We start from the raw sequence: 23,413 nt of genomic DNA on the forward strand, positions 1-23,413 counted from the left end.
GTTCCGCCGCCTGGACGGGGCGGCGGCGGAACCGCCCGGAGACCCACCCACCTGGAAGGACCCCACTTGATGAGCACTAGTCCAAGCAGCGGCCCTCGCCTGGCGCTGGGCAGCTGTCCCGATTCCTGGGGCGTCTGGTTCGCCGACGACCCGCTGCAGACCCCGTGGCAGCGCTTCCTCGACGAGCTGTCCGGCGTCGGCTACCGCTGGGTCGAGCTTGGACCGTACGGCTACCTGCCGACCGACCCCGCCCGGCTGACCGACGAGCTCGAGCAGCGTGGGCTGAAGGTCTCCGGGCAAACCGTCGACGCGCCCCTGCACGACGCCGGGCAATGGCAGTCCACGCTCGACCAGGCCCGCAGGGTTGCGGAGCTCGTGACCGCGGTCGGCGGGCGCTTCATGGTCGTCCTCCCCTCGTCCTACCGCGACGAGCGGACCGGCGCGTCGAAGGCGGTGCGTGAGCTCGACGCCGACGACTGGAACACATTCATCCGGCAGAACAACGAGCTCGGCCGCATCATCGGCGAGGAGTACGGACTCACGGTCGCGCTCCACCCGCATGCGGACTCCCACGTGGAGACGCAACCGCAAGTGGAGCGATTCCTGCAGGACACCGACCCGCGCTACGTCTCCCTGTGTCTCGACACCGGGCACTTCGCCTACCGGCACGGCGACAACGTCGCGATCATCGAGAAGTACCCGGAGCGGCTGGGGTTCCTGCACATCAAGGGCGTCGATCCGGAGGTTCTGAAGGTGGTCGACGCGGAGGACCTGCCGTTCGGAGAGGCCGTCAAGCGCGGCGTGATGGCGGAACCGCCGAACGCCGAGCCGAAGATCGAGCCGATCGCCGCGGCGCTGCGGGCGCTCGACCGGGACGAGGTCTTCGTCATCGTCGAGCAGGACCTGTACCCGTGCGACTTCGGCAAACCCGAGCCGATCGCCCGGCGGACGTACGACTACCTGCGCAGTGTGGGAATCGGAGGTGACCAGTGATGACGGTCCGGGTCGGAGTCATCGGCGTCGGCATGATCGGGCAGGACCACATCCGGAGGCTCGCACAGGTGCTGTCCGGTGCTCAGGTGGTCGCCGTGACGGACGTGGACCCGGCGCGGGCCCAGTCGATCGCCGACGGACTGACCGGCTGCACGGTGCACGCGACCGGGCAGGAGCTCATCGGTGACGATGCGGTCGACGCCGTACTGGTGACCTCGTGGGGACCGACGCACGAGGAGTTCGTGCTGGCGGCCATCGAGGCGAGCAAACCGGTGTTCTGCGAGAAGCCGCTGGCCACCACGCAGGAGGCCTGCCGCCGGATCGTCGACGCCGAGGTCGCGAGTGGCAAGCGGCTGGTGATGGTGGGCTTCATGCGCCGGTACGACGCGCCGTACCAGGCGGTGAAGGCGGCCGTCGACGACGGTTCGATCGGCGCACCGCTGCTGATGCACTGTGCACACCGCAACCCGTCGGTGCCGCCGTACGGCTTCACGACCGAGATGATCATCACCGACTCCGCCATCCACGAGATCGACTTGGTGCGGTGGATGTTCGGTGAGGAGGTCGTGGCGACCACGGTGCTCAAGCCGCGGCGCAACAGCAACGCAGGGGACGACCTGCAGGATCCGCTGATCATCCTGCTCGAGATGGCCAGCGGGGTGCTGGTGGACGTCGAGGTGTCGCTCAACATCCGCTACGGGTACGACATCCGTGGCGAGGTCGTCGGCGAGATCGGTACGGCGGCACTGGCCGAGACTGCCGGCGCAGTGGTCAAGAGCGACGGGCGGTACGCCGGCCGCGTGCCGGCGTCCTGGCAGGAGCGATTCATCCGGGCGTACGACGTCGAGCTGCAGGACTGGATCGACGCGGTGGCCTCCGGCGGGTTCACCGGCCCGAGCGCCTGGGACGGTCACCTCGCGGCGGTGGTTTCGGACACCTGCCTGGAGTCACTGCGGACCGGTCTGCGAGTCGAAGTCGCCTCGCACGAACGCCCCGACTTCTACGCGAAGGGCTGACGGATGAAACTCGCCCTCGATCCGTACATGTTCCGTCGTACGCCGCTGCTCGAGCTGCCGCGGCTGGTCGCGGAGCTCGGGTACCAGTGGATCGAGCTGTCACCCCGGGACGACTTCATCCCGTTCTTCAACCACCCACGGGTGAACGACGGGACCGTGGCCGCCTTCAAGAAGGAGCTGGCCGCGGCCGGAGTCGGCGTGTCCTCGGTGCTGCCGCTGTTCAAGTGGTCCGGCCCCGACGAGGACGACCGGCAGGCGGCCGTGCGGTACTGGAAGCGTGCCATCGAGATCACCGCCGCGCTCGGCGTCGACACGATGAACTCCGAGTTCAACGGCCGGCCGGAGCAGGCGGCCCGCAGCGAGGCGCAGTTCTGGCGCTCGCTGGAGGAACTCCTGCCGGTCTTCGAGCGGGAGGGGATCAAACTCGCGCTGGAGCCGCATCCGGACGACTTCGAGGAGGACGGGAAGGCGGCGGTCGACCTGATCCGGGGGATCAACAGTCCACTGGTGACCTTCCTGTACTGCGCTCCGCACACCTTCCACATGGGCAATGACGCGCAGGGGATCATCGAGTACGCAGGTGACCTGCTGACCAACATCCACGTCGCGGACTCGTTCGACCACACCGGCTCGTCCGGGCTCCGCTACATCGTCAACCCGCCCGGATCGACGGTCCGGGTGCACCAGCACCTGGACATCGGCCAGGGCGAGGTCGACTTCGACGAACTGTTCGCGTGCCTGGCCGCGGCCGGGTTCAATGGCACCATCACGACCTGTGTCTTCGCCTGGGAGGAACGCGCTCGCGAGTCGAGCACGTTCATGCGGGAGAAGATCACGGAGCTACTGACCAAACAAGGGATCCAGACGTGAGTACTCAGCGAATCACCCACCTGATCGGCGGGAGCCCGTGGACCGGGGTCTCCGAGCGCACCAGCAAGGTCTACAACCCGGCGACCGGTGAGGTCACCGGCGAGCTCGACCTGGCCTCGGCCGCGACCGTCGACGAGGTCGTCAAGGTCGCCCACGAGGCGTCCCGTACCTGGGCGCAGACCTCGCTGACCAAGCGGACCCAGGTGCTGTTCGCGTTCCGCGAGCTGGTGAACCAGCGCAAGGAGGAGATCGCCGCGCTGATCACCGCCGAGCACGGCAAGGTGCTGTCCGACGCCGTCGGCGAGGTGACTCGCGGCCTGGAGGTGATCGAATTCGCCTGCGGCATCCCGCATCTGCTCAAGGGCGGGTTCAGCGAGGGCGTGTCGACGAAGGTGGACGTGTACTCGATCCGCCAGCCGCTCGGCGTCAGCGCGGTCATCTCGCCGTTCAACTTCCCGGCCATGGTGCCGATGTGGTTCGTCCCGATCGCGGTTGCCTGTGGCAACAGTGTGGTGATCAAGCCGTCCGAGAAGGACCCGTCGGCGGCGAACGCGATGGCCGAGCTCTGGAAGGAGGCCGGTCTGCCGGACGGCGTGGTCAACGTCGTCCACGGTGACAAGGAGGCCGTCGACCGGCTGCTCGAGCACCCGGACATCAAGTCGGTCTCGTTCGTCGGCTCGACCCCGATCGCTCGCTATGTCTACGAGAACGGTACAAAGAACGGGAAGCGCGTGCAGGCGCTCGGTGGCGCGAAGAACCACATGATCGTGCTGCCCGACGCGGATCTGGACCTGGCCGCGGACGCCGCGGTGAACGCCGGCTTCGGTTCGGCCGGTGAGCGGTGCATGGCGATCTCCGCGCTGGTCGCGGTCGAGCCGATCGCCGACGAACTGATCGGCAAGATCAAGGAGCGGATGGCGAAGCTCAAGACCGGCGACGGGACCCGCGGCTGCGACATGGGCCCGCTGGTCACCGGCCCGCACCGCGACAAGGTCGCCGGGTACGTCGCCGCCGGTGTGGAGGAAGGCGCGGAGCTGGTCGTGGACGGCCGGGACGGTGAGTTCGACGGTGGGGCCGATGGGTTCTGGCTCGGGCCGACACTGTTCGACAAGGTGACGCCGGAGATGTCGATCTACACCGACGAGATCTTCGGGCCGGTGCTGTCGGTCCTCCGGGAGCCTTCGTACGACGCCGCCCTCGACCTGGTGAACTCGAACCCGTACGGCAACGGCACCGCCATCTTCACCAACGACGGTGGCGCCGCCCGCCGGTTCCAGAACGAGGTCGAGGTCGGCATGGTCGGCATCAACGTCCCGATCCCCGTCCCGATGGCCTACTACTCCTTCGGCGGCTGGAAGAACTCCCTGTTCGGCGACACCCACGCCCACGGCATGGAAGGCGTCCACTTCTTCACCCGCGGCAAGGTCGTCACCTCCCGCTGGCTCGACCCGAGCCACGGTGGGATCAACCTGGGCTTCCCCACCCACGACTGAGCGTCACGGGCGCTCCGCCTGGTCGCGCGCGGCTGCCGTGCTGCCGCGGATGACCAGGTGGGGCGTGAGGACGAATTCCTCGGCGGTGGTCCGGCCGTTCTCCAGCCGGTCCGCCGCCGCCTCGACCGCGTGGGCGGCGAGCTCCGCGGCGTTCTGATCTACCGACGTCAGGTCGATGTGCGCGAGCCGCGCCAGGGTGCTGTTGTCGTACCCGACGAGCGAGACCTCCCCGGGTACGTCGACGCCGGCCCGGAGGAACGTGTCCTGCAGGCCGACGGCACACATGTCGTTCGACGCGACCACCGCGGTCGGTAGCGGCCCGGACTCCAGCAGGACCCGGCCGGCCTGGGCACCGGCCCGCTCGTCGTGCCCGCCGGGGACGATCCGCACCGACGCGCGGGCGCCGTGGCTCTTCATCGCGTCGCGGTAGCCGCGACGACGAAGGGCCGCGATCGGGCCCTTGCCGCCGTCGACGAAGGCGATGTCGCGGTGACCGAACTCGACCAGGTGCGCGACCGCCTGCGCCACCCCGAGGTCGTCCGCGGCCCGGACCACGTCGAGGCCGGCGCCGGCGTGCTTCCCGATCACGACGACCGGCAGCTGCTCGCCGGTCAGGTCCGCGACCGGTCCGGCCGCGCCGAGCAGGACGAGCGCCTCGCAGCGGAAGTCCAGCAAAGTCTCGACCGCGCGCCGCTCGTCCCGCTCCGCGGTCACGGTGCTGAGGACCAGCTCGTAGCCGCGGCCCGCGCTGGCCCGATGCAGGTCCTCGACCAGCTCGGCATGGAACGGACTCCGGATGTCGAGCATGACGCCCAGCAACCGGGTACGACGGCGCGCCAGCAGACTCGCGGTCCGGTCGGGCCGATAGCCGAGCCGGTCGGCGGCCTCCCGCACCCGGCGCCGGGTCGCCGCGCTGGGGCCCGGCCGATCGCTGAGCGCGAGCGAGACCGACGACGGTGACATCCCGATCGCGGCCGCCACATCCTCCAGCCGCGGGCGCCGGGTCACGCCGGCCGAACGTCGATCGCGAGTGGTCACGGAATCTCCCGGTGGCGAGCCCTTGACAACAGTTTGTCAGGACAAGCATGGTAGCAGAGTCTTAAAGCGCTTGAAATTCAACAGGCGCAGGGAATCCGGATCTGTGCAGGTGAGGAGCAGTCATGTCATCTTCGTCCATCGGCGTGGCGGTGATCGGTGCGGGGATGGCCGGCCGCGCGCACCTGGCCGGGTATCGTGCCGCGACCGCGATCCACGGCGCCGGGCTGCCCGAGGTGCGGTTCGTCGCCGTCGGTGATGTCAACGCCGGCGTCGCGAAGGAGTCCGCCGACCGGTTCGGGTACCAGCGGGCCGAGACCAGCTGGCAGACCATCGCCGAGGCACCTGACATCGACGTGGTCAGCGTAGTGGTCGCCAACACGCTGCACAGGGAGATCGTCGAGGGTTTGCTTGCCGCCGGCAAGCATGTGCTGTGCGAGAAGCCGCTGGCGCCGAGTGTCGAGGACGCGGCCGCGATGGTGTCCGCCGCCCGGGCCTCCGACCAGCAGACCGCCACGGGTTTCACCTTCCGGCGGTCGCCGGCGATCAACGCTGTTCGCGCGCAGCTCCAGTCCGGGGCGATCGGCCGGCCGCTGCACCTCGACGGGCACTACTGGTGCGACTACGGCTGTGACCCGATGGCGCCGATGAGCTGGCGGTACAAGGGCGGCCCCGGTTCCGGTGCGCTCGCTGACATCGGCGCTCACTTGGTCGATGTGGCCGAGTTCCTCGGCGGCCCGATCGAGTCGGTCGGCGGGGCGGTGCTGGCGACGTACGTCACCGAGCGGCACCTTCCGGTCGGTGCGGTCGTGGGGCATGCCCTGGCGGCGGTCAGCGATGAGACCGAGCCGGTCGAGAACGAGGACCTGGTCAGCTTCACCGCGCGGTTCGCGTCCGGTGCCACTGCGACGCTGTCGGCGTCCCGGACCTCGTTCGGTCACCCGAACGGGCTCGGTTTCGAGGTCTTCGCCGAGAAGGGTTCGGCCACGTTCGAGCTCGCCCGGGCGTCGGAGTTCGGCTTCGTCGACGGCACGGCACCACTCGCGACCCAGGGATACCGCCAGGTGCTCGTCGGCCCGGAACACCCCTACATCACCGGTGGCCTGCCGATGGACTTCCCGGGCGTCGGCCACGGGCAGAACGACCTGTTCGCCTTCCAGGCCAGGGCATTCCTGGGCCAGGTGGCCGGTGTTGAGGGGCTCCCACCCTGTCCGACCTTCGAGGACGGACTGCGCAACCTGCGGCTGCTGGGCGCCGTTGTCACCTCGGCCCAGACCGGCGGCGCGGCCGTCACCATCGACTGATCCGGAAGGACCATCACCATGAAGCTCGGTGCCTACACGGCCTGCCTGCACGACCTACCCATCGGTGACGCGTTGACGACGCTGCGCGGACTCGGCCTCGACAGCGCGGAGATCAACTCGGGCGGCTTCCTGCCCGCGCCGCATCTGCCGATCGACGCGATCCGCGGGAGCAAGGACGCCCGCGACGAGTACCTCGCCCAGTTCGACGCCGCCGGCGTCGCGCTCACAGCTTTGAACTGCAACGGCAATCCACTCCACCCCGACCCGGACGTACGGCGCAAGCACGGCCAGGACGTGGTCGACGCCATCGAGCTCGCCGCCCTGCTCGGCGTCAAGCGGGTCGTCACCATGTCCGGCCTGCCCGAGGCGCACGCCGGTGGTACGGCGCCGTCCTGGACGGTGCTGCCCTGGGACAGCGTGTACCTCGACGCCCGCGACTACCAGTGGAACGAGGTGGCGATCCCGTACTGGAAGGACATCCAGGCCCGGGCCGCCGACGCCGACGTGAAGGTGTGCATCGAGATGCATCCGCACAACCTGGTCTACAACCCGGCCACCATGGTGCGGCTCGCCGAGGAGATCGGCGCCACCCACGTCGGGGCCGAGATGGACCCGAGTCACCTGTTCTGGCAGGGGATCGATCCGGTCGCCGCCCTGGACAGTCTCGGCGACCTGGTCTACAACGCGGCCGCGAAGGACACCCGGATCAACGCGGCGGCCAAGGTCAACGGCGTACTGGACGACCGCTTCGGCCGGGTGCTTCCGACGGATCCCGGCGCCATCGGCCTGGGTGGCAAGGACACGCTCAGCCGCTGGCCGGAGAACTCCTCCTGGGACTTCGTCGCCGTCGGCCGTGGTCACGACGTCGCGTTCTGGACCGACTTCCTCGCCGCGATCAGGCGCATCGACCCGGACATGGCCGTCAACATCGAGCACGAGGACCAGGAACTGGGCCAGCTGGAAGGCCTCGAGTACGCCGCCAAGACCCTCCTGACCGCGGCCGCCGGCTGACATATCCACGACTCAAGGCCGCGGTTTGGGTGTAGCGTCGAAGACGACCCCCGGGGCATGAGGAGTACCGCGGCGTACGACGGCCGTCGGCCTGTGCGATGTCAGCGATCTTCAAGCTCCGGGAGTGCGTCATGTCGAAGAACAAAGGCGGACGTGAAGTCCGCAAACCCAAGCAACCCAAACAGCCGAAACCCAACCCGAGCGACAGCTCGATCATCCCGCCCACCAAGCAGGGCCGGAAGTAGGCGCGGGCGCCGTTGACCGGCGGAGGAAGGTTGGGTAGCGTCACGCGGGCGTGCTGAGGGCGCGCCGAGACTCGCCGGAAGGCTGGAAGCCACCTCACGATCGATCAGCCGAGTGCGGTGGGTGACGCTCTCTTGTGGCCCGTGCGAGTCCGGGCGCGAGAGGACGCGTGATGAGACTGCTGCCGGATCGGCCGAGTATCGAGTACCTGCGCAAACAGGCCAAGGACCTTCTTGGCGTCCTGCGCGAATCCGATCCAGGAGCGTCGCTCGCCGATGCGCAGCGCGCCCTGGCCGCTGAGTACGGCGAACGGGACTGGCCTGCGCTGAAGGCCGAGGTCGAGCGACGGCTCGCGGACACGCCGGCCGCGCCGGACGGGCTGGCGGAGGCGCTGGCCGGCGCCTTCGGCCTGGGCGAGGTCACCGCCGCGGCCACGCCGGTCTCGTTCACGCCGATGGGGCGGTGCTGGGGGATCACGACCGACCGTGGTCGGTGGCTCGCGGTCACGGTCTTCGACTGGATTACGGCGGAGCAGGCCGAGCTCGGTGCTCGGCTGCGGGACGCCGCGGTCGCGGCCGGCGTGGTGGCACCAGTCGCCGTACGGAGTCCGCAAGGACAACTGGTCGAGAGGGTCCGGGGCGAGAGTTGGCGCGTTCACGAGTGGATCGACGTCGGCCCGTCGCCGGTGTTGCCGATCTCGAGGGCGTTGGCGCGGCGAGCCGGTACGACGCTCGGGACGCTGCACGCGTTGGCCATTCCCAGCGATTCGCCCATCAGTCCGTACGTGATCTCACGCCGCCCGGAAGCCGATTGGTATGAGTTGCGCGATCGAGCTCGTGCGGCCGGCAAACCGTGGGCCTCGAGCAACTACTCGACGTCTGACGGGGCCGCGGACAAGACGTGAGATGTCCGAGGTCCCGGGTAGGTGTCCGAGGTCAGTGGGAGAGTACGGCGGCCAACGCGGACGCGGCCGGTTCCGTGAGGTGGCCGTGCAGGAGCTCGATCCGGTGCACAAGCCGCGGCGCGGTGAGCGGAACGGCCGCGATCCCGGGCAAGGCCGTCGAACTGTGCGGGTCGGCGGGGATTTGCGTGGCGGAGTGGGGGAGGACGGCGAGGCCGTGGCCGGCGGCGATGAGGGTCAGGAGGGTTTGGAGGTCGGTGCCGGCGTAGGTGAGGGCTGGGCGGAGGGCGTCGGAACCGGTCGCGGTCCGGAGGGTGAGCAGCGGAGCGGCGAGGTCGGGAGCGTCGATCCAGCGGGCGTTGGTCAAGTCGTGGAGGCTGATGCCGCGGCGGCGTGCTAGTGGGTGGTCCGCGGCAAACCCCACAACCAGTTGCTGGTGGGCCACGGCGGTGGTGCGTAGTGATCCGGCGTCAGACAGCCGCAAGGGATCGCTCGGCGCGGCGACGCCGTCGACCAGACCCAGGGCGAACTCACCGGCGGCTACGCCCTCTGCCACCGCTTCGCGGCCGCAGACCGTCAGGGTGACCTCGGTGCCCGGGCGGGAGCGTCGTACCTCGCGGAGAGCGATGGCCAGGCGGCCGTCGGCTGCGGCCAAGGGGGAGGCGGCGATGGTGAGGGTGCCCGGCGGGTCGGCGATGGTACGGCGGACATCGGCCCGGGCGGCGTCGAGGCGGAGGAGGATGGGCGCGGCGTGTTCGAGCAGGCGCTCGCCGGCTGGGGTCGCGACCACGGGACGCCGGCGAAGGAGCGGCGTACCGAGGTCGTGTTCGAGGGCGGCGATGTGCTGGGAGACGGCGGACTGGGTGTAGCCAAGGCGGTCCGCGGCCGCGGAGAACGAGCCGCACTCGGCGACAGCCACGAACGTCCGCAGCAGGTGGGGATCCACGCCGATCAGTATCGCTTATGTGGAGTGCAGAGATCATCGTTGGCGCTGATACCGGCCTGACACCCAGGATGGACGGCATGAACGCTTACTCAGGACGCATCGCCGTGGTCGGAGACCGCTCACCGCACGTCCGTTCGCATGGACGGGTGCCCGGTCTGCTGGATCGGTTGAAGGATCGCGACAACCTGGACCTCGACGTGTACTGGGTCCCGACCGAGGAGGTCGACGAGGATCTGAAGGGGTTCGACGGGATCTGGCTGGTTCCGGGGAGCCCGTATCGAGACGAGGCCGGAGCGATCGCCGCGGTCCGGATCGCGCGGGAGAACGGGATCCCGTTCCTCGGCACATGTGCTGGGTTCCAGCACGCGATGCTCGAATTCGCTCGCAACGTGTGCGGGCGGCCGGATGCGCAGAACGGCGAGAGCAATCCGGACGCGGAGGACCTGCTCATCGTCCCGCTGGCGTGCTCACTCGTCGGTCACGAGGATGCGGTCCAGGTGACACCGGGGACCCGCGCCGCGGAGTTGCTGGGGGTGGAGCGGTCGCTGGAGCGGTACCACTGCTCCTACGGCCTCGACAGCGGCCGGATGGACCTGCTGCGCGACCACGGCATGGTCTTCAGCGGGTACGACGACGCCGGCGAGCCCCGCATCGCGGAGCTCCCCGACCACCCGTTCTACCTGGCCACCCTCTTCCAGCCCGAACTGGCCGGCGACGGCACCCGCCCGCATCCCCTCATCCAAGCATTCGCCCGCGCAGCCGGCGGCAAGTGACCGTGACTGGCGGACGGAGCTAGATCTGGGAGGTGGGGCGGGGTTGGAGGCCGGCGGCTTGGTAGCAGGTGTCGATTAGTTGCATGGTGGCCAGGGCGTCGTTGGCGTCGGTGAGGAGTGGGGCGCCGTTGCGGACTGCCGCGGTGAAGGCCTCTAGCTGGTAGGTGTAGGAGGTGCGGGTGCCCAGGTGTTCGACCCAGGTGTCCTCCTTGGTTGTGACGATGACCCGGTCGTCGTTGTGGGGGAGGACGAAGAACGGGGCGAAGGCCTCGCCGCGGGTGCCGATGACCTTCAGGCTGAACTCGACGTTCTCGGCAGCCATGCTCGTGCGGACTGCGCCGGTTGCGCCGCTGGGGAACTCGAAGTCGGCGTTGAGCCACTCGTCGACGCCGGGCAGCCGCTTTCGTTCGCCGGCGCGGGCGTTGGTCAGCTTCGGGGCACCACCGGCGTATGGCGCCAGCATCCGCTGGGCGTGGATGGCGTAGCAGCCGACGTCCATGACGGCGCCGCCGGCGAGCGGGAGTGACCAGCGCGGGTCCTGGTCCGGCGGCGGAGGCATCACCATGGTTGCCTCGACATGCTGCAGGTCGCCGAGCTCGCCCTTGGCCACGAGCTCCTGCAGGCGGCGCATCACCGGGTGGTAGGCGTAGTGGAAGGCCTCCATGAAGACCACGCCGCGCTCGTGGGCGGCGTCGCGTACCTGGGCGGCTTCCGCGGCGTTGCTGGCCGACGGCTTCTCGGTCAGCACATGCTTGCCCGCGGCAATCGCCCGCAGGTTCCACGGGCCGTGCAGGCCGTTGGCGAGTGGGTTGTAGACGACCTCCACGTCCGGGTCGTCCAGCACGTCCTGGTACGACGCGTGCACCCGTTCGACCTGGTGTTCCGCCGCGAACGCCTCGGCCCGGCCGGAGTCCCGGGCCGCCACCGCGACCAGCCGGGCGCCGGTCGACCGGGCCGGCGCGACGATCGCCCGGTCCGCGATCCGGGCGGCGCCGAGAATCCCGATACGCAGCGGTTCCATGCCTTCTCCCTCGATGGTCGGCCGTACGGGCGGCGTACGGCGGGGTGGCGCGCCGGTAAGCGTAGCCCGAGGCACCGACGGCGAACGTGCCATCCTGCCTGACGAGCACCCGGCCCCGACAGCACCTGCCCGTGATCCGGACCGGGTTCACCCAACGTTCATGTCCCTGCTGTGGGCGCTCAGTGGGTCTCGCGGCGGGTGCTGTGGTCGGCGAGGGCGCCGGTCAACCGGTCCGCGGTCCAGCTCTCGGCGACCGCCTGGCGGAGGAGGCCGGCCTGCGACTGGGGTGCCAGGCCGTCGATGGGCTGGTCGCGGTCGAGGTTGGTCGGGAAGGCGTAGCCCTCGGCCGTGGCGGCGATGACGTTGTCCACGGCTACCGGATCGGTCAGGCGGAGCAGGCTGGGATAGACGGCCTCGATCATCCGGGCCCGGTCGATGCTCTCCATCGCGCGCCCGAAGGCGGATGAGACCTGGAGGAGGTTGGCCATCCGCTTGATGTCGGCGGAATGGTTGCTGCCGGCCGCATGGAACAGCGCCGGGTTGAAGAACACCGCGTCGCCCTTCTCCAACGGCAACTGCACGTGGTTCTCCACGAAATACGAGGCGAACGACGGCTGCCGGTACGCCAGGTACCCCAGCTCGTACTTCTGTGAATGCGGCAGATACAGCGTCGGCCCCGACTCGACCGGCATGTCGCAGTGCGCCACCGCCCCTTGCAGCGTCAACGCCGGCGACAACCGATGCACATGCGCCGGGTACTGCGCTGCGACCTCATCGGACTGGAATCCGAGGTGGTAGTCCCGATGCACCGTCTGCCCCTCGCCGCCCGGGTTCACCACGTTCACCTGCGACGTCACCTGGTACGCCGGCCCCAGCCAAGCCGACGCGACCAGCGCGAGCAGGTCGTTGGCGTAGTAGGCCGCGAACACGTCCGGTGCCGCGATCGCGAGCTTCTCGAGCGCGTTCCAGACCCGGTCGTTCGCACCTGGCTTGGCGAAGTGGTCACCGGCCGCGGTCCCGGACTCGTGCTGCTGGGCGATCAGCCGGTTGAACTCAGCCGTCGCCGCGTCGACCGCATCGTTGCTGAAGGCCCCTTTCAGGACGACGATCCCGGGTCCGTCGGCGAACGCCCGGACGAACTCGGCCTGCACGGCCCGCGGGTCCTCGCGCCGGATCCGCGCCGCGTCGTACAGCGGCACCTGCTGCTCGATCCGCTCGGCGTACGGGTAGTCCGCGGGGTCCGTCTGCTGCTTGAGCACCGTCAGCAGGTCTTCCAGCTGAACGTCGGACGGTTTCAACCACATGGCTGGCTCCTCTCGGGGTGATTGTTCTAGCCTGGGGTCTTCTTGACGGGTTCGGAATCCCCAGGATCCACCAAAAACCCGTCATTCGGAGTGGAGGGCGACGATGGGACGCGAGCATCGGGTCCGCGACATCGCGGTCCAGGCCGGTCTGAGCGAGACGACCGTCGACCGGGTGCTGAACGGCCGCGCCGGCGTCAGCGCCCGCGCGCGCCGCCAGGTCGACCAGGCCGTGCACGACCTCGACCGGCAAGCCGCCCAGATCCGGCTCGGTGGTCGCACGCTGGTGATCGACCTGGTCATGCAGGCCCCGACCCGGTTCTCCGGATCCGTCCGTGCCGCCCTCGAAGCGGCACTGCCCGGACTGCGCCCGGCGGTGCTGCGGGCCCGATTCGACCTGAGTGAAACCGCCTCCGCCGCCGACGTCGTCGCGACCCTGGACAAGCTGCGGAAACGCGGTTCGCAGGGCGTGATCCTCAAGGCGCCGGACGAGCCCGAGGTCGTCGAAGCCGTCGACCGCCTGGTCGCCGCCGGCATCCCGGTCGTCACCCTGGTCACCGATCTGCCCAGCAGTCAGCGCCTCGCGTACGTCGGCATCGACAACCGGTCCGCCGGTGCGACAGCGGCGTACTTCCTCGCGCAATGGCTAGGCGCGGAGCCCGGCACTGTGCTCGTCACGCTGAGCCGTGGCTCGTTCCGTGGTGAGGAGGAACGCGAGATGGGCTTCCGCTCCACCCTGCGCCGGCTGGCACCGGGCCGCGCGGTGGTGGAACTCGCCGAGACCGATGGCCTCGACACCACCATCCACGGACAGGCCCTGGCCGCGCTCACCGCCGATCCGGCGATCAACGCGGTCTACTCCATCGGCGGCGGCAACCGCGCCATCGTCCGGGCGTTCGCCGACCTGGACCGCGAGTACCGCTGCTTCGTCGCCCACGACCTCGACGCCGACAACCTCTCACTCCTCCGAGCCGGCGCGCTCTCCGTGGTCCTGCACCACGATCTCCCGACCGACCTTCACCACGCCTGCCAGCACCTCCTGCAGGCCCACCACCTGCTCCCCGTAATCCGTACGCCGCCCAGCAACCTGCAGCCGATCACGCCGTACAACCTGCCCGGATGATCTGGCCTAGCGCGGCCTGGTGGTCGCCCGCACGACCAGGTCCGGATCGGTGATGACCTCTTGTGACGGGCCGTCCTCGCAGATGGCGAGGCCGAGTGCGGCCGCCGCGAGTCGATCGGCGTTCTGGGCGATTGTCGTCAGTTGGATGTGCTCCAGGCGCGACGGCGTCGAGTCGTCGTACCCGATGATCGAAACGTCCCGGCCCCGCAGGGCGTGCAGGAGGCCGATGCCGCAGGCATCGTTGAAGGCGGCAACGGCCGTGATGTCGGACGGCAGTTCGCGGGCGGCTGCCGCGCCGGCGGACTCGGTCGGGCCGCCGGGGATGACGAGTGGTTCGAGCCCGGCGCGGCGCATCGCCCGGGTGTAGCCGGTCCGACGTTCGGCCGCGCCGGGAGCACGGGCACCGTCAACATGAGCGATTCGGGCGTGGCCGAGCGACAGCAGGTGCTCCACGGCCAGGCGAGATCCGGCCGCGTCGTCAGTGCGTACGACGTGAACGCCGGCGGCCCGTACTTTGCGGGCGATCACGACAGCCGGCTGAGCTTCGGCAAGTGCGGCCAGCGCGGACGGCGGCGCGGCGGGAGCGAGCAGTACGAGCGATTCGCAGCGGTAGTCCAGCAGGGACTGGATCGCGACCGCCTCCCGACGGGAACCGGTCACCGCGCTCAACGTGAGGTCGTAGCCGAGCGCCTCGGCCGCCGGGTAGAGCGCCTCGACCAGGTCACCGTGGAAGGGCTGGCGAACGTCGAAGGCCACGCCGATCAGCCGCGTGCGCTGCCGCCCGAGCAGCCGGGCCCGATGGTCGGGGCGGTACCCGAGCTCGTCGCCGGCCGCGAACACGCGGGCCCGGGTCTCGTCGCTCGCCCCCGGCACGTCGCGGTAGACGATCGAGACCAGGGCGCGGGAGACGCCGGCACGGGCCGCGACATCCTCCATCGTCGGTCGGTGATTCATCTCGCCGATTCTCCCGAGGTCTTGACCGGGACCATCAAAGCATTGTTCCCTAGCGATGACTAGAGCGCTCTAGTCCCTGCTCGCGAAGGGGTTGCCGATGCGCACAGACCACGGCCTGCCGGTTGTACGGCTCGGGCTGATCGGAGCCGGCCGGATCGGCACGATGCATGCCGGCAACATCGCGCGGGACGTCCCCGGCGCCGAGCTGGCCGCGGTCGCCGACGCCAGACCGGAGGCGGCGCAGCAGCTCGCGGAGCGGTACGGCACAGAGGCCCAGGACGTGGACAGCCTGCTGAAGGACGTCGACGGCGTGGTGATCACCTCGATCGCCGCCGCTCACCCGGACCTGATCCACCGCGCGGCCGCGGCCGGGAAGCCGGTCTGGTGCGAGAAGCCGGCCGCACTGACGCTCGAAGAGATCGACCAGGCGATCGCCGCGACCGAGGCCGCCGGCGTCCCCTTCCAGGTCGGCTTCAACCGGCGGTTCGCCAAGGACTTCGCCGCGGCCCACCAGGCCGTCGTGGACGGCGTGATCGGTACGCCGCAGCTGATGCGCTCGATCACCCGGGACCCCGGCGGACCGGCTGGTCTGCGGCCCGGCATCCCGCCGTGGACGATCTTCCGCGAGACGCTCATCCACGACTTCGACACGCTCCTGTGGCTCAACCCCGGGGCCCGGCCGGTCGAGGTCTTCACGAAGGCGGATGCGCTGGTTGCCCCGCAGTACAAGGAGGACGGGCTGCTCGACACCGCGGTCGTGCTGATCACCTTCGACAACGGCGCGATCGCGACCGCGGAGGCGAACTTCTCCGCGCTCTATGGCTACGACGTCCGCGGCGAGGTGTTCGGGAGCAAGGGCATGGTGATCGCCGGGGGCCTGCCGAGCAGTCCGCTGGTGCGGTACGGCGCGAGCGGCCTGCAGCAGCAGACGTTCCGCAGTGACGAGGAGATGTTCCACGACGCCTACGTGCGGGAGCTCGCGGAGTTCGCCGGCGTCGTGCGCGGGGACGCCGTACCGCCCGTCACCGGCCACGACGCACGCAACGCGTTGCGGGTCGCGCTGGCGGCGATGACGTCCTACCAGGAGAGCCGTGCGGTGCGCATCGAGGAGGTCCGATGAGGCTGGCTGTCTGTGCTGAGTTGATGTTCGTCGACCTGCCCTTCGCCGAACGGGTGGAGCGGATCGACGCCGCCGGTTTCGACGTCGAGATCTGGACCTGGATGTCCAAGGACATCGCCGCGCTGAAGAAGACCGGAGCGGTGTTCTCGTCGATGACCGGGTACGTCGGTGGCTCGCTGACCCACGAGCAGGATCGGCTGCTGGTGACCGCCGAGCAGTCCGTCCATGTCGCCCTGGAGCTCGGCTGCCCGCGCCTCAACCTGCATGGCACCGAGCTCAGGCTCGATGGGTTGCCGGTGACACCGGCGTACGAGGTCACCGGCGCGATGTGGCTGACGGCCGCGCGCACGCTGGAGCGGCTCGCGAAGCTCGGCGAGCGGTACGGCGTGATGTTCGTGCTGGAGAACCTCAACACCGAGGTCAACCATCCCGGCGTGCCGTTCGGGAAGGCGGCCGACACGCTCGCGCTGGTCGAGGCGGTCGGGCATCCGCACCTGCGGCTGATGCTCGATCTGTACCAGGCGCAGATCGGCGAGGGGAACCTGATCGAGCTGATCCGCAAGGCGTTCCCGTACCTCGGTGAGATCCAGGTGGCCGACGTACCGACCCGCTGTGAGCCGGGGACCGGGGAGATCAACTACCCCATGATCGCGGCCGCCCTGCGGGAGCTCGGCTATGACGGCACGGTCGGGCTGGAAGCGTTCGCCTCGGCCGGCACCGATCTCGCGCTGCGCCGTTTCCGGGACGCGTTCACAAAGGAAGCCATCTGATCAAATCCGGGTGGTGGGTCGACGGAATCGGGCCGAGGCTTCAGGATGTGCGCATGAGTACCGTCCAGGTCCGGGTCGATCGGAACAGCCGTACGCCGTTGCACGTGCAGTTGGCGCTGCAACTCGAGGCGGCGATCCAGGGCGGTGAACTGCCGGTCGGATCCCGGCTGAGCAACGAGGTGGACCTGGCGGAGGCGTACGGGCTGAGCCGGCCGACGGTCCGGCAGGCGATCGCCCGCCTGGTCGACCAGGGCCTGCTGGTGCGCAAACGCGGCGTCGGCACCCAGGTAGTGGGGAACTCCGGCCAAGTACGGCGCTCTCTCGAGCTCACCAGCCTGTACGACGACCTGGCCGCGGCGCACCGGAAGCCGGAGACCGACGTACTGCGCTTCGGCGTCGCTCCGGCCACCGCTGAGGTCGCTGCCGCGCTGCAGTGCGAGGAGGGGGACCGAGTGCTCCGGCTGGAGCGGCTGCGGCGGGCGGACGGCGAGCCGCTGGCGCTGATGCGGAACTGGCTCCCGCCTGACCTCCTGGAGACGGACCCGGCCACTCTGGCCGAGCGGGGTCTCTACCAACTGCTGCGGGCCGAAGGGGTGCGGCTGAAGGTCGCGCACCAGACCATCTCCGCCATCCCCGCCTCACTCGAGCAGGCCCGGCTCCTGTCCGAGGAGCCCGGCGCACCACTCCTGGCGACCACCCGGATCACGTACGACGACCACGGCCAGCCGGTCGAGTACGGCTCCCACCTCTACCGCGCCAGCCGCTACTCCTTCGAACACACGCTCGTCCACCGCTGAGGCGGGATTGCAACAAGCTGCAAGTTTCTCGACCTCGTCGTGACGCGATGGATACGGTCAGTGAGCCTCTCGCATGTCACGGTTGTCCACAGGGCTCCGGATGCGAGTGGCGCGGGGTGCCCCACGGTTGAAAGGATGGTCGCGCATGGTGACCGCGTGGTCGCCAGACGGGACACACACGGGGAGACCGATGACAGCCGACAGACTCGCCGCGCGCCGGTCGGGCTGGGACGGCGCGGTCGAGCTGATCGACGCCCAGGTGCGCGATGTGGTGCGCCGGGAGGGCATCGATCCGCTCCGTGATCCGGGTGCGGTGAACGCGATCGTCGCCACCGTCGTCCGCGAGTACGACGAGCGCAGCCTGACCGGTGTGGTGCCGCCGATCGGTGACCTGGAGGCGGTCAGCCGGGAGGTGCACGACCGGGTCGCGGGCTTCGGGCCGTTGCAGCGGTTCCTGGACGACCCGACCGTCGATAGAGTCTGTCAAGTAGCATCATGCCATGTCCACCAAGCACATAGGGCTCTACTGCCGCCTGTCCCCGCGGCCTGACGGAAGTTACGAGGGTGTTGCCCTTCAAGAAAGGTGGGGGAGGCGGTACGCCGCCACTCACTGGCCGGAGCTACCCGTGGAGGTGTTCGCCGACAAGGGCATCAGCGCCCACAACGGCGACGAGCGCGGGGGGTACGACAGGCTGCGCGAGTGGATCCGCGCGGGCAAGCTCGAGCACCTGTGGTGTGTCGAACAGAGCCGCTTGGAGCGGCGCGAGGCTGAGTGGTTCCAGCTCGCCGCCGAACTCGACTCGGCCGGCATCACCGAACTGCACACCGACCGCGAAGGCATCGTGCGAGTGCGGGACGAGGTCGCCGGCATCAAGGCCGTGATCAACGCTGGCGAAGCTCGGAAGCTGAAGCGGCGGGTGAATGACAAGCTCGCCGAGCTCGCCGCCGAGGGCCGGCCGGCCGGTGGCCGCACCTTCGGATACACGCGAGCGCGTGACGAGCAGAACAAGGCCGTGCTCCGTGTCGACGAGGACCAAGCAGTGATCCTGCGGGATGCGGCGGACAAGGTCTTGGCCGGCTGGTCGCTGAGCCGTGTTGCCGCCGACCTGACCGCGCGGGGCGTGCGGGGTGCGAACGGCGCCAAGATCACGTACAAGACGCTCAACCGCATGATCAGCAACCCGACCGTTGCTGGGTACCGCGTGTACCGGGGAGAGATCGTCGGGCGCGGCCTGTGGCAGCCGATCCTCAGCGAGGACACCTGGCAGGCCGTACGCGCCAAGCTGGCGGCCGGACAGGGTACCCAGAGCCGGACCCGCCGACGATTCCTGCTGACTGGTGGGATCGCCGTCTGTGGCGTGTGTGACCCGCCTACGGCAATGCGCGCCCAGCGCCGCAAGGTGTACGGCGAGCGCCTGGACGCGCTCTACACCTGCTGGCACGGCTTCCACGTCGGCATCATGGCCGACCCGTTCGAGAAGCACGTCGGGAAGAGACTGCTCGACGAGCTCGACCAGCCGCAGTTTCTCAACGCGATCACCGCGGACGAGCACGGCGCGCGCCGTGAAGCGATCCTCGCGGGCCTCACTGCCGACGAGAACCAACGCACCGAGCTAGCCAAGGAATGGGGAGCCGGTGGCCTGACAACCCTAGAGTGGCGGGCCGCGCGGAAAGCGATCGACGATCACGAGCAGAAGCTGCGGCGTGACCTCGCTGACCTACCCGCGCCACTCATCGGGATCGACATCTCGCAGGTCCGCGCCGCGTGGCCGGGGATGCTGCTCGACGAGAAACGCGAACTGGTCGAGATGTTCATCGAGTCGGTGACGGTCCATCCCGCCAAGCCGGGCGCAAAGGCGTTCGACCGCGACCGGGTGTCGATCGAGTGGCGGACGCTATGAACCCGCCCGGCAATCTCGGCAATTGGCTCTCCAGGTTCGACAGCATCCGGTCAAAACTCCCGCAACCCCCGTCGTGGTTGACCAAGCCGGTGGTGCCGGAGTTCCTCGACGCGGACGTGATCTTCATCTGCGCGGCATGCAAGGAGCGCGTCGGCCGGTACCGCAAGGATCACGAGCGGCGTAAGTGGCAGGTGCCGAGCGACTTCACCTGCAGCCAGCACGGGCCACTCCGTGACGACATCGACTACGACGAGTTGTGGGCAGCGCGAGGCAAGCCCGAGCGGATGACCGTGCGCCTGCGGCCGCAACGGCGTGGCGGTTCGCGTTAGCCTCGCGCAGCTTGCAATACTGCTATCAGCAGTGACTCAGTCACCAGCTTGCCTGCCGGGCCTCGGGATCTTCCCGAGCTGACCGGGCGTAGAAGTCGCGGAAGGCGCCGTGAGCAACCGGTTCATCCCGGGAGATCACTGTGCGCCCTGATCCAGCGGCCAAAGCCCGCGCCAAGCACGAAGAGAATGCAGCTGTCCGTGCCCTCGACGATCCCGCGAAGCTAGCTCGCGCCGCTCGTATCGTGCGGGTCGCGCTCGAACGCCAACAACTCACGCTGGACGACCTGAAGTCGGGTGGTCCTGATGCCGCATGACAAAGGCCGCCCGGAGGCGGCCCTTGAAACGTCCGGCGAGGACACCACCAAGGTAACCGATACCGCGCCGTTCCAGGTGATGCCGCCGCTGTCTGCGGACGAGTACGCCGCACTCAAGGCCGACATCGCTGAACGTGGCGTTCTCGTGGCGGTTGTGATCGACCAGGATGGCCGGACCATCGACGGCCACCACCGCCGGCAGATCTGCGCCGAGCTCGGGATCGACTACCCGGTCGAGGTCCGCAAGGTCGCCGACGATGCCGATGCGCGCGAGATCGCGCTGACACTCAACGTTGCACGCCGGCATCTGACCCGGGAACAGAAACGGCAACTGATCGCGACGGAAATCGAGCGCAGTCCCGACGATTCCGACCGGGCCATCGGCCGTCGACTCGGTGCCGACCACAAGACAGTCGGCTCGGTACGCCGTGAGTTGAGTGGGGAATTTCCCCAATCGCCGGCTGTCCAGCTCGCGCGCGACGCTGAGACTCTGATCGCATCAGACGAGGCGATAGATCACGCCGAGCAGATCGCGGCGACCTGGGTTCGTCTCTGGTCTCAGACCTGCGACAAGCTCGCCGAGATCGCGCGGAATCGATCGTATGAGGCGAACGGATACGCCAGCCTGCGCGAGTGGCTGGACTCCGAATCGTGGTACCTGGCCGCGTGGTTCAAGGCGAAGCGTAACGCCGCCCTGCTCGGACTAGATCCCCCGCCTGAGGAGTTGGCGGAACTGAGCGGGGGCAGTCACAACATCTGCTCGGGGTGCGCCAGGTGCAGTACGCCGGACGTCATCTGCCACTACCTGCCCAAGCAAGAGCGGCTACCCGGACTGGCGCGCTTTGCCTACATCGACTGCCACGGCGTGATCTACGAGGCCTACGACGTGGACGGCAATCCCGACAACCTGATCGACGAGGACGCCTGGGTTCCCATCTATCTGCCGAACGGGGAACCGGCGTACGAGATGCGCCGCCCGCTCGCCGACTGCGGCATCGCTGGCTGCACGCTATGCGCTACCCGGTTCCGCGACCTGGCGGGTGATGTCCGATGACCTCGACCGAAGCGAAGCGGGCCGCGGCTGCCAGGCGCCGCATCCTCGCCGGTCTCGAACTGTCCTCGTGGCTGCATCGACTCGCCGAGCAGGTGGAACGTCCGGCCGACCCATGCGCGGGCAGGTGTGGCGCCCTGCTGGTCGAAGACCGCGAGTCGTACGCGCGACGACGTACCTGCCCATGCCGCCAAGAGCGCACCGACCCGGGCGGTGGCCGATGGTGAGCCGCGCGATCGTCTGGGTTCTCAGAAATGAGAAAACCGGTCTCGCTCTCGTCACCGGCCAAGGCCACGACGAGCTCGTCTTCGAGGTGGCGCCACAAGCGAAGTGGTCCCGCGCCGGCCGTGGCTGGGTGATCAGCCTGCAGCAAGCCGCAGACCTGTGCACCTTGTGCGAGACGCAGCACGCGATCTACCGCGAGCGGAGGCCGAAGCCATGACGTCGCCGCCACTGCATCCGATGATCTGGGATCGGATCGAGTCGCAACGCTGTCCCGACTGCGGCGCACCCGCCCGCTACATCGGACCGCTGATCCCGCAACTGACCGAGGAATGGGGCTGCCCCGACTGCGAGCCAGACCTGTTCGAGGAGACGCCATGACTGACGCGCGATATCCCGAACGGTGGCTGAACGATCGTCGTATCAACCGGCTGTCCGACAGTGCACATCGTGCCTTCGTGAGGTCTCTCGCGTGGTCGGTCTCCAACCGTACGGATGGCCGGCTGTACGCAGACGACCTGGACGACCTGCGGGTAGACCCCGGCGTGGTGGTCGAGTTCACCAAGGCCGGCCTGTGGGAGACCTGGGATGAAGGCTGGCTGATCGTCGACTTCGACACGACGCAGACCACCAAGGCGCAGCTCGAGGGACTGGATCACAAGCGCGTGCTGGACCGTGCGCGGAAGCAGCGGGAGCGAGCGCACAAGGCAGGCGATCACTCGCTCTGCTTGCCCGATCACTGCTCTCTCGCAGGTGTGTCACGCGTGACGTCCACCGTCGCAGAACGCGTGACACATAGGACAGGCCAGGACAGGACAGGACAGGCCTTCAAGGAGGAGCAGGTAGAGGCCGACGGCAACTGCTCGGTGTGCGGTACTCCGATGGATCCCGCGGCCTGGTACTCCGACACCGGCCGGCATCCCGGCTGCCAGGCGCGGGAGGCGTCATGACCAAGCGCTCCGTGTGTGTGTGGACGTATGACTGCGGGTCAGGCGTGAACGCAGCGCAAAAAGACGCCGAGTTTTTTAAGGCGGACCCCCTCATGACCCGCCAGTCAAGGTCGTCTCTCCCCGTCGTTTTCCACGAAGGAGGTGAATTGTGGAGAAACCTGCCAAAAAGCGGAGCATATGCCTGAGTTGCAGGAAAAGGCTTCAGCATCCCGCTACGGGGCGTCCGCGGGTGTACTGCGGCCCGCAGTGCCGTCGTGCCGCGGAATACGAGCTACGGCGGATCCACAGTCTGCTGTTGCTGGCCGAGAAGAACGAGCGGATCGCGCGGGCCGTCTTCGTCGCGGGCCCATCGTGGGAGAAGGAGGACGGTCAGAGGCGCTCGAGGTATTGGAGTCTCGAGGCCGCGAAGCTGCAGCACCGGCTGCAGGAGCTCCTTGCCGGCAACAGCGCCGATGGTGAGGAGCTTCCATGAGCTACCCGGCAGATTCCGGCGATACCGCCGAGAACGACGAGGTCGTACCGTCGCGGTCGCCGTGCGCCAAGTGCGGGTCAACCCTGGAGCGGCACTGGTGCATCCCCACCGATGACCGCAGTGAGGCCGAGAAACTGTTCTACAGCGAAAGAGACGAGTGACATGAGCAACCTTCGAGATCTGCTGTTCGAGGATGACGAGACAGTGCGCCAGCACCTGCGCGGACTCGACGACGGGCGGCTTCACGGCGAGATCCTCGCCCTGTGGGACCTGGACCGCCGCTGGACGGGTGAACAGGGCGACCGGTGTCATCAGGTGCTGGTGATGGCGGCCGAGGAACGGGACGAACGCGGGCGGGCGAACGACTCGATGCTGTCCGCGGTGTTCCCCACGGTCGACCTGGGCGAGGTTCCGCTGACGTGGCGAGAGCGGGCGCTAGACTGGTGGTACCTGGCACGGGCGTGGATTCGCCCCCGGTGGATGCCGGACAGGCGTGCTTGAGC

General features: G+C 68.8%; 29 protein-coding genes. 24 read left to right on the top strand and 5 right to left on the bottom strand.

Going from position 1 to position 23,413, the window contains the following annotated elements:
• Window positions 1–69 precede the first annotated feature (69 nt).
• From OG558_RS19630 to OG558_RS19645, 4 genes are read left to right on the top strand one after another with little or no spacing between them, the layout of a single operon-like run.
• Complete coding sequence (locus OG558_RS19630; RefSeq protein WP_405071544.1) at window positions 70–993, top strand: sugar phosphate isomerase/epimerase family protein; 924 nt, start codon at window positions 70–72, stop codon at window positions 991–993.
• Window positions 993–2,009: a Gfo/Idh/MocA family oxidoreductase gene (locus tag OG558_RS19635; RefSeq protein WP_405071545.1), complete on the top strand. Its 1,017-nt coding sequence runs from the start codon at window positions 993–995 to the stop codon at window positions 2,007–2,009. Before OG558_RS19630 ends, OG558_RS19635 begins: the two co-directional genes overlap by 1 nt.
• A 3-nt stretch (window positions 2,010–2,012) precedes the next feature.
• A complete protein-coding gene (locus OG558_RS19640) occupies window positions 2,013–2,879 on the top strand; it encodes a sugar phosphate isomerase/epimerase family protein (RefSeq protein WP_405071546.1) in 867 nt (288 codons plus the stop codon).
• Entirely contained in the window at window positions 2,876–4,372 is a 1,497-nt protein-coding gene (locus OG558_RS19645; RefSeq protein ID WP_405071547.1) for a CoA-acylating methylmalonate-semialdehyde dehydrogenase, read from the top strand. The genes OG558_RS19640 and OG558_RS19645 overlap by 4 nt, the downstream gene beginning before the upstream one ends.
• 3 nt (window positions 4,373–4,375) lie before the next feature.
• Here OG558_RS19645 and OG558_RS19650 read toward each other — a convergent pair whose 3' ends face one another.
• Window positions 4,376–5,410, bottom strand: coding sequence for a LacI family DNA-binding transcriptional regulator (locus tag OG558_RS19650; RefSeq protein WP_405071548.1), 1,035 nt, complete (start codon window positions 5,408–5,410; stop codon window positions 4,376–4,378).
• Between the two features lie 122 nt (window positions 5,411–5,532).
• Here OG558_RS19650 and OG558_RS19655 point away from each other — a divergent pair, with 122 nt between their 5' ends.
• The 3 genes from OG558_RS19655 (at window position 5,533) to OG558_RS19665 (ending at window position 8,869) form a co-directional block, all read left to right on the top strand.
• Window positions 5,533–6,711, top strand: a complete 1,179-nt coding sequence (locus tag OG558_RS19655; protein WP_405071549.1) for a Gfo/Idh/MocA family protein — start codon at window positions 5,533–5,535, stop codon at window positions 6,709–6,711.
• Window positions 6,712–6,729: 18 nt separating this feature from the next.
• On the top strand, window positions 6,730–7,722 hold the full coding sequence (locus OG558_RS19660; protein ID WP_405071550.1) for a sugar phosphate isomerase/epimerase family protein: 993 nt from the start codon (window positions 6,730–6,732) through the stop codon (window positions 7,720–7,722).
• Between the two features lie 415 nt (window positions 7,723–8,137).
• The gene (locus OG558_RS19665) at window positions 8,138–8,869 is read left to right on the top strand and encodes a hypothetical protein (RefSeq protein ID WP_405071551.1); all 732 of its coding nucleotides are present in this window, start codon (window positions 8,138–8,140) and stop codon (window positions 8,867–8,869) included.
• A gap of 31 nt (window positions 8,870–8,900) precedes the next feature.
• Here OG558_RS19665 and OG558_RS19670 read toward each other — a convergent pair whose 3' ends face one another.
• A complete protein-coding gene (locus tag OG558_RS19670; RefSeq protein WP_405071552.1) occupies window positions 8,901–9,812 on the bottom strand; it encodes a LysR family transcriptional regulator in 912 nt (303 codons plus the stop codon).
• A gap of 77 nt (window positions 9,813–9,889) precedes the next feature.
• Here OG558_RS19670 and OG558_RS19675 point away from each other — a divergent pair, with 77 nt between their 5' ends.
• Window positions 9,890–10,585 (top strand): glutamine amidotransferase-related protein, encoded by a 696-nt coding sequence (locus OG558_RS19675; protein ID WP_405071553.1) that lies wholly within the window; start codon window positions 9,890–9,892, stop codon window positions 10,583–10,585.
• Between the two features lie 19 nt (window positions 10,586–10,604).
• On the opposite strand, the gene OG558_RS19680 is transcribed toward OG558_RS19675, so the two are convergent.
• Both OG558_RS19680 and OG558_RS19685 read right to left on the bottom strand, forming a co-directional pair.
• On the bottom strand, window positions 10,605–11,606 hold the full coding sequence (locus tag OG558_RS19680) for a Gfo/Idh/MocA family protein (RefSeq protein ID WP_405071554.1): 1,002 nt from the start codon (window positions 11,604–11,606) through the stop codon (window positions 10,605–10,607).
• Between the two features lie 179 nt (window positions 11,607–11,785).
• A complete protein-coding gene (locus OG558_RS19685) occupies window positions 11,786–12,910 on the bottom strand; it encodes a phytanoyl-CoA dioxygenase family protein (RefSeq protein ID WP_405071555.1) in 1,125 nt (374 codons plus the stop codon).
• Window positions 12,911–13,013: 103 nt separating this feature from the next.
• On the opposite strand from OG558_RS19685, the gene OG558_RS19690 reads away from it, so the two are divergent.
• On the top strand, window positions 13,014–14,030 hold the full coding sequence (locus tag OG558_RS19690; protein WP_405071556.1) for a LacI family DNA-binding transcriptional regulator: 1,017 nt from the start codon (window positions 13,014–13,016) through the stop codon (window positions 14,028–14,030).
• A gap of 6 nt (window positions 14,031–14,036) precedes the next feature.
• Here OG558_RS19690 and OG558_RS19695 read toward each other — a convergent pair whose 3' ends face one another.
• Window positions 14,037–14,984, bottom strand: a complete 948-nt coding sequence (locus OG558_RS19695; RefSeq protein ID WP_405071557.1) for a LacI family DNA-binding transcriptional regulator — start codon at window positions 14,982–14,984, stop codon at window positions 14,037–14,039.
• 97 nt (window positions 14,985–15,081) lie between these two features.
• Between OG558_RS19695 and OG558_RS19700 the strand changes: the two genes are divergently transcribed.
• The 15 genes from OG558_RS19700 (at window position 15,082) to OG558_RS19770 (ending at window position 23,411) form a co-directional block, all read left to right on the top strand.
• Window positions 15,082–16,104, top strand: a complete 1,023-nt coding sequence (locus OG558_RS19700) for a Gfo/Idh/MocA family oxidoreductase (RefSeq protein ID WP_405071558.1) — start codon at window positions 15,082–15,084, stop codon at window positions 16,102–16,104.
• Window positions 16,101–16,874, top strand: coding sequence for a TIM barrel protein (locus tag OG558_RS19705; RefSeq protein ID WP_405071559.1), 774 nt, complete (start codon window positions 16,101–16,103; stop codon window positions 16,872–16,874). The genes OG558_RS19700 and OG558_RS19705 overlap by 4 nt, the downstream gene beginning before the upstream one ends.
• A 53-nt stretch (window positions 16,875–16,927) precedes the next feature.
• Window positions 16,928–17,671 (top strand): GntR family transcriptional regulator, encoded by a 744-nt coding sequence (locus OG558_RS19710; RefSeq protein ID WP_405071560.1) that lies wholly within the window; start codon window positions 16,928–16,930, stop codon window positions 17,669–17,671.
• Window positions 17,672–17,861: 190 nt separating this feature from the next.
• Entirely contained in the window at window positions 17,862–18,221 is a 360-nt protein-coding gene (locus tag OG558_RS19715) for a hypothetical protein (protein ID WP_405071561.1), read from the top strand.
• Entirely contained in the window at window positions 18,172–19,572 is a 1,401-nt protein-coding gene (locus OG558_RS19720) for a recombinase family protein (protein ID WP_405071562.1), read from the top strand. Before OG558_RS19715 ends, OG558_RS19720 begins: the two co-directional genes overlap by 50 nt.
• A complete protein-coding gene (locus tag OG558_RS19725; protein ID WP_405071563.1) occupies window positions 19,557–19,901 on the top strand; it encodes a hypothetical protein in 345 nt (114 codons plus the stop codon). Before OG558_RS19720 ends, OG558_RS19725 begins: the two co-directional genes overlap by 16 nt.
• A gap of 140 nt (window positions 19,902–20,041) precedes the next feature.
• Complete coding sequence (locus tag OG558_RS19730; protein WP_405071564.1) at window positions 20,042–20,215, top strand: hypothetical protein; 174 nt, start codon at window positions 20,042–20,044, stop codon at window positions 20,213–20,215.
• Complete coding sequence (locus tag OG558_RS19735; RefSeq protein ID WP_405071565.1) at window positions 20,205–21,269, top strand: ParB N-terminal domain-containing protein; 1,065 nt, start codon at window positions 20,205–20,207, stop codon at window positions 21,267–21,269. The genes OG558_RS19730 and OG558_RS19735 overlap by 11 nt, the downstream gene beginning before the upstream one ends.
• Window positions 21,266–21,493: a hypothetical protein gene (locus OG558_RS19740; RefSeq protein WP_405071566.1), complete on the top strand. Its 228-nt coding sequence runs from the start codon at window positions 21,266–21,268 to the stop codon at window positions 21,491–21,493. Before OG558_RS19735 ends, OG558_RS19740 begins: the two co-directional genes overlap by 4 nt.
• Window positions 21,487–21,708: a hypothetical protein gene (locus OG558_RS19745; RefSeq protein WP_405071567.1), complete on the top strand. Its 222-nt coding sequence runs from the start codon at window positions 21,487–21,489 to the stop codon at window positions 21,706–21,708. Before OG558_RS19740 ends, OG558_RS19745 begins: the two co-directional genes overlap by 7 nt.
• Window positions 21,705–21,869, top strand: a complete 165-nt coding sequence (locus tag OG558_RS19750; protein ID WP_405071568.1) for a hypothetical protein — start codon at window positions 21,705–21,707, stop codon at window positions 21,867–21,869. Before OG558_RS19745 ends, OG558_RS19750 begins: the two co-directional genes overlap by 4 nt.
• Window positions 21,866–22,438: a hypothetical protein gene (locus OG558_RS19755; protein WP_405071569.1), complete on the top strand. Its 573-nt coding sequence runs from the start codon at window positions 21,866–21,868 to the stop codon at window positions 22,436–22,438. Before OG558_RS19750 ends, OG558_RS19755 begins: the two co-directional genes overlap by 4 nt.
• A gap of 295 nt (window positions 22,439–22,733) precedes the next feature.
• On the top strand, window positions 22,734–22,910 hold the full coding sequence (locus OG558_RS19760) for a hypothetical protein (RefSeq protein WP_405071570.1): 177 nt from the start codon (window positions 22,734–22,736) through the stop codon (window positions 22,908–22,910).
• Window positions 22,907–23,071 carry a hypothetical protein gene (locus tag OG558_RS19765; RefSeq protein ID WP_405071571.1) on the top strand — a complete coding sequence of 55 codons (165 nt, stop codon included), beginning with the start codon at window positions 22,907–22,909 and terminating at the stop codon, window positions 23,069–23,071. The genes OG558_RS19760 and OG558_RS19765 overlap by 4 nt, the downstream gene beginning before the upstream one ends.
• 1 nt (window position 23,072) lies before the next feature.
• Complete coding sequence (locus tag OG558_RS19770) at window positions 23,073–23,411, top strand: hypothetical protein (protein ID WP_405071572.1); 339 nt, start codon at window positions 23,073–23,075, stop codon at window positions 23,409–23,411.
• Window positions 23,412–23,413: the final 2 nt, after the last annotated feature.

The sequence above is a fragment of the Kribbella sp. NBC_01510 genome, assembly GCF_045040325.1.
GTDB lineage: Bacteria > Actinomycetota > Actinomycetes > Propionibacteriales > Kribbellaceae > Kribbella.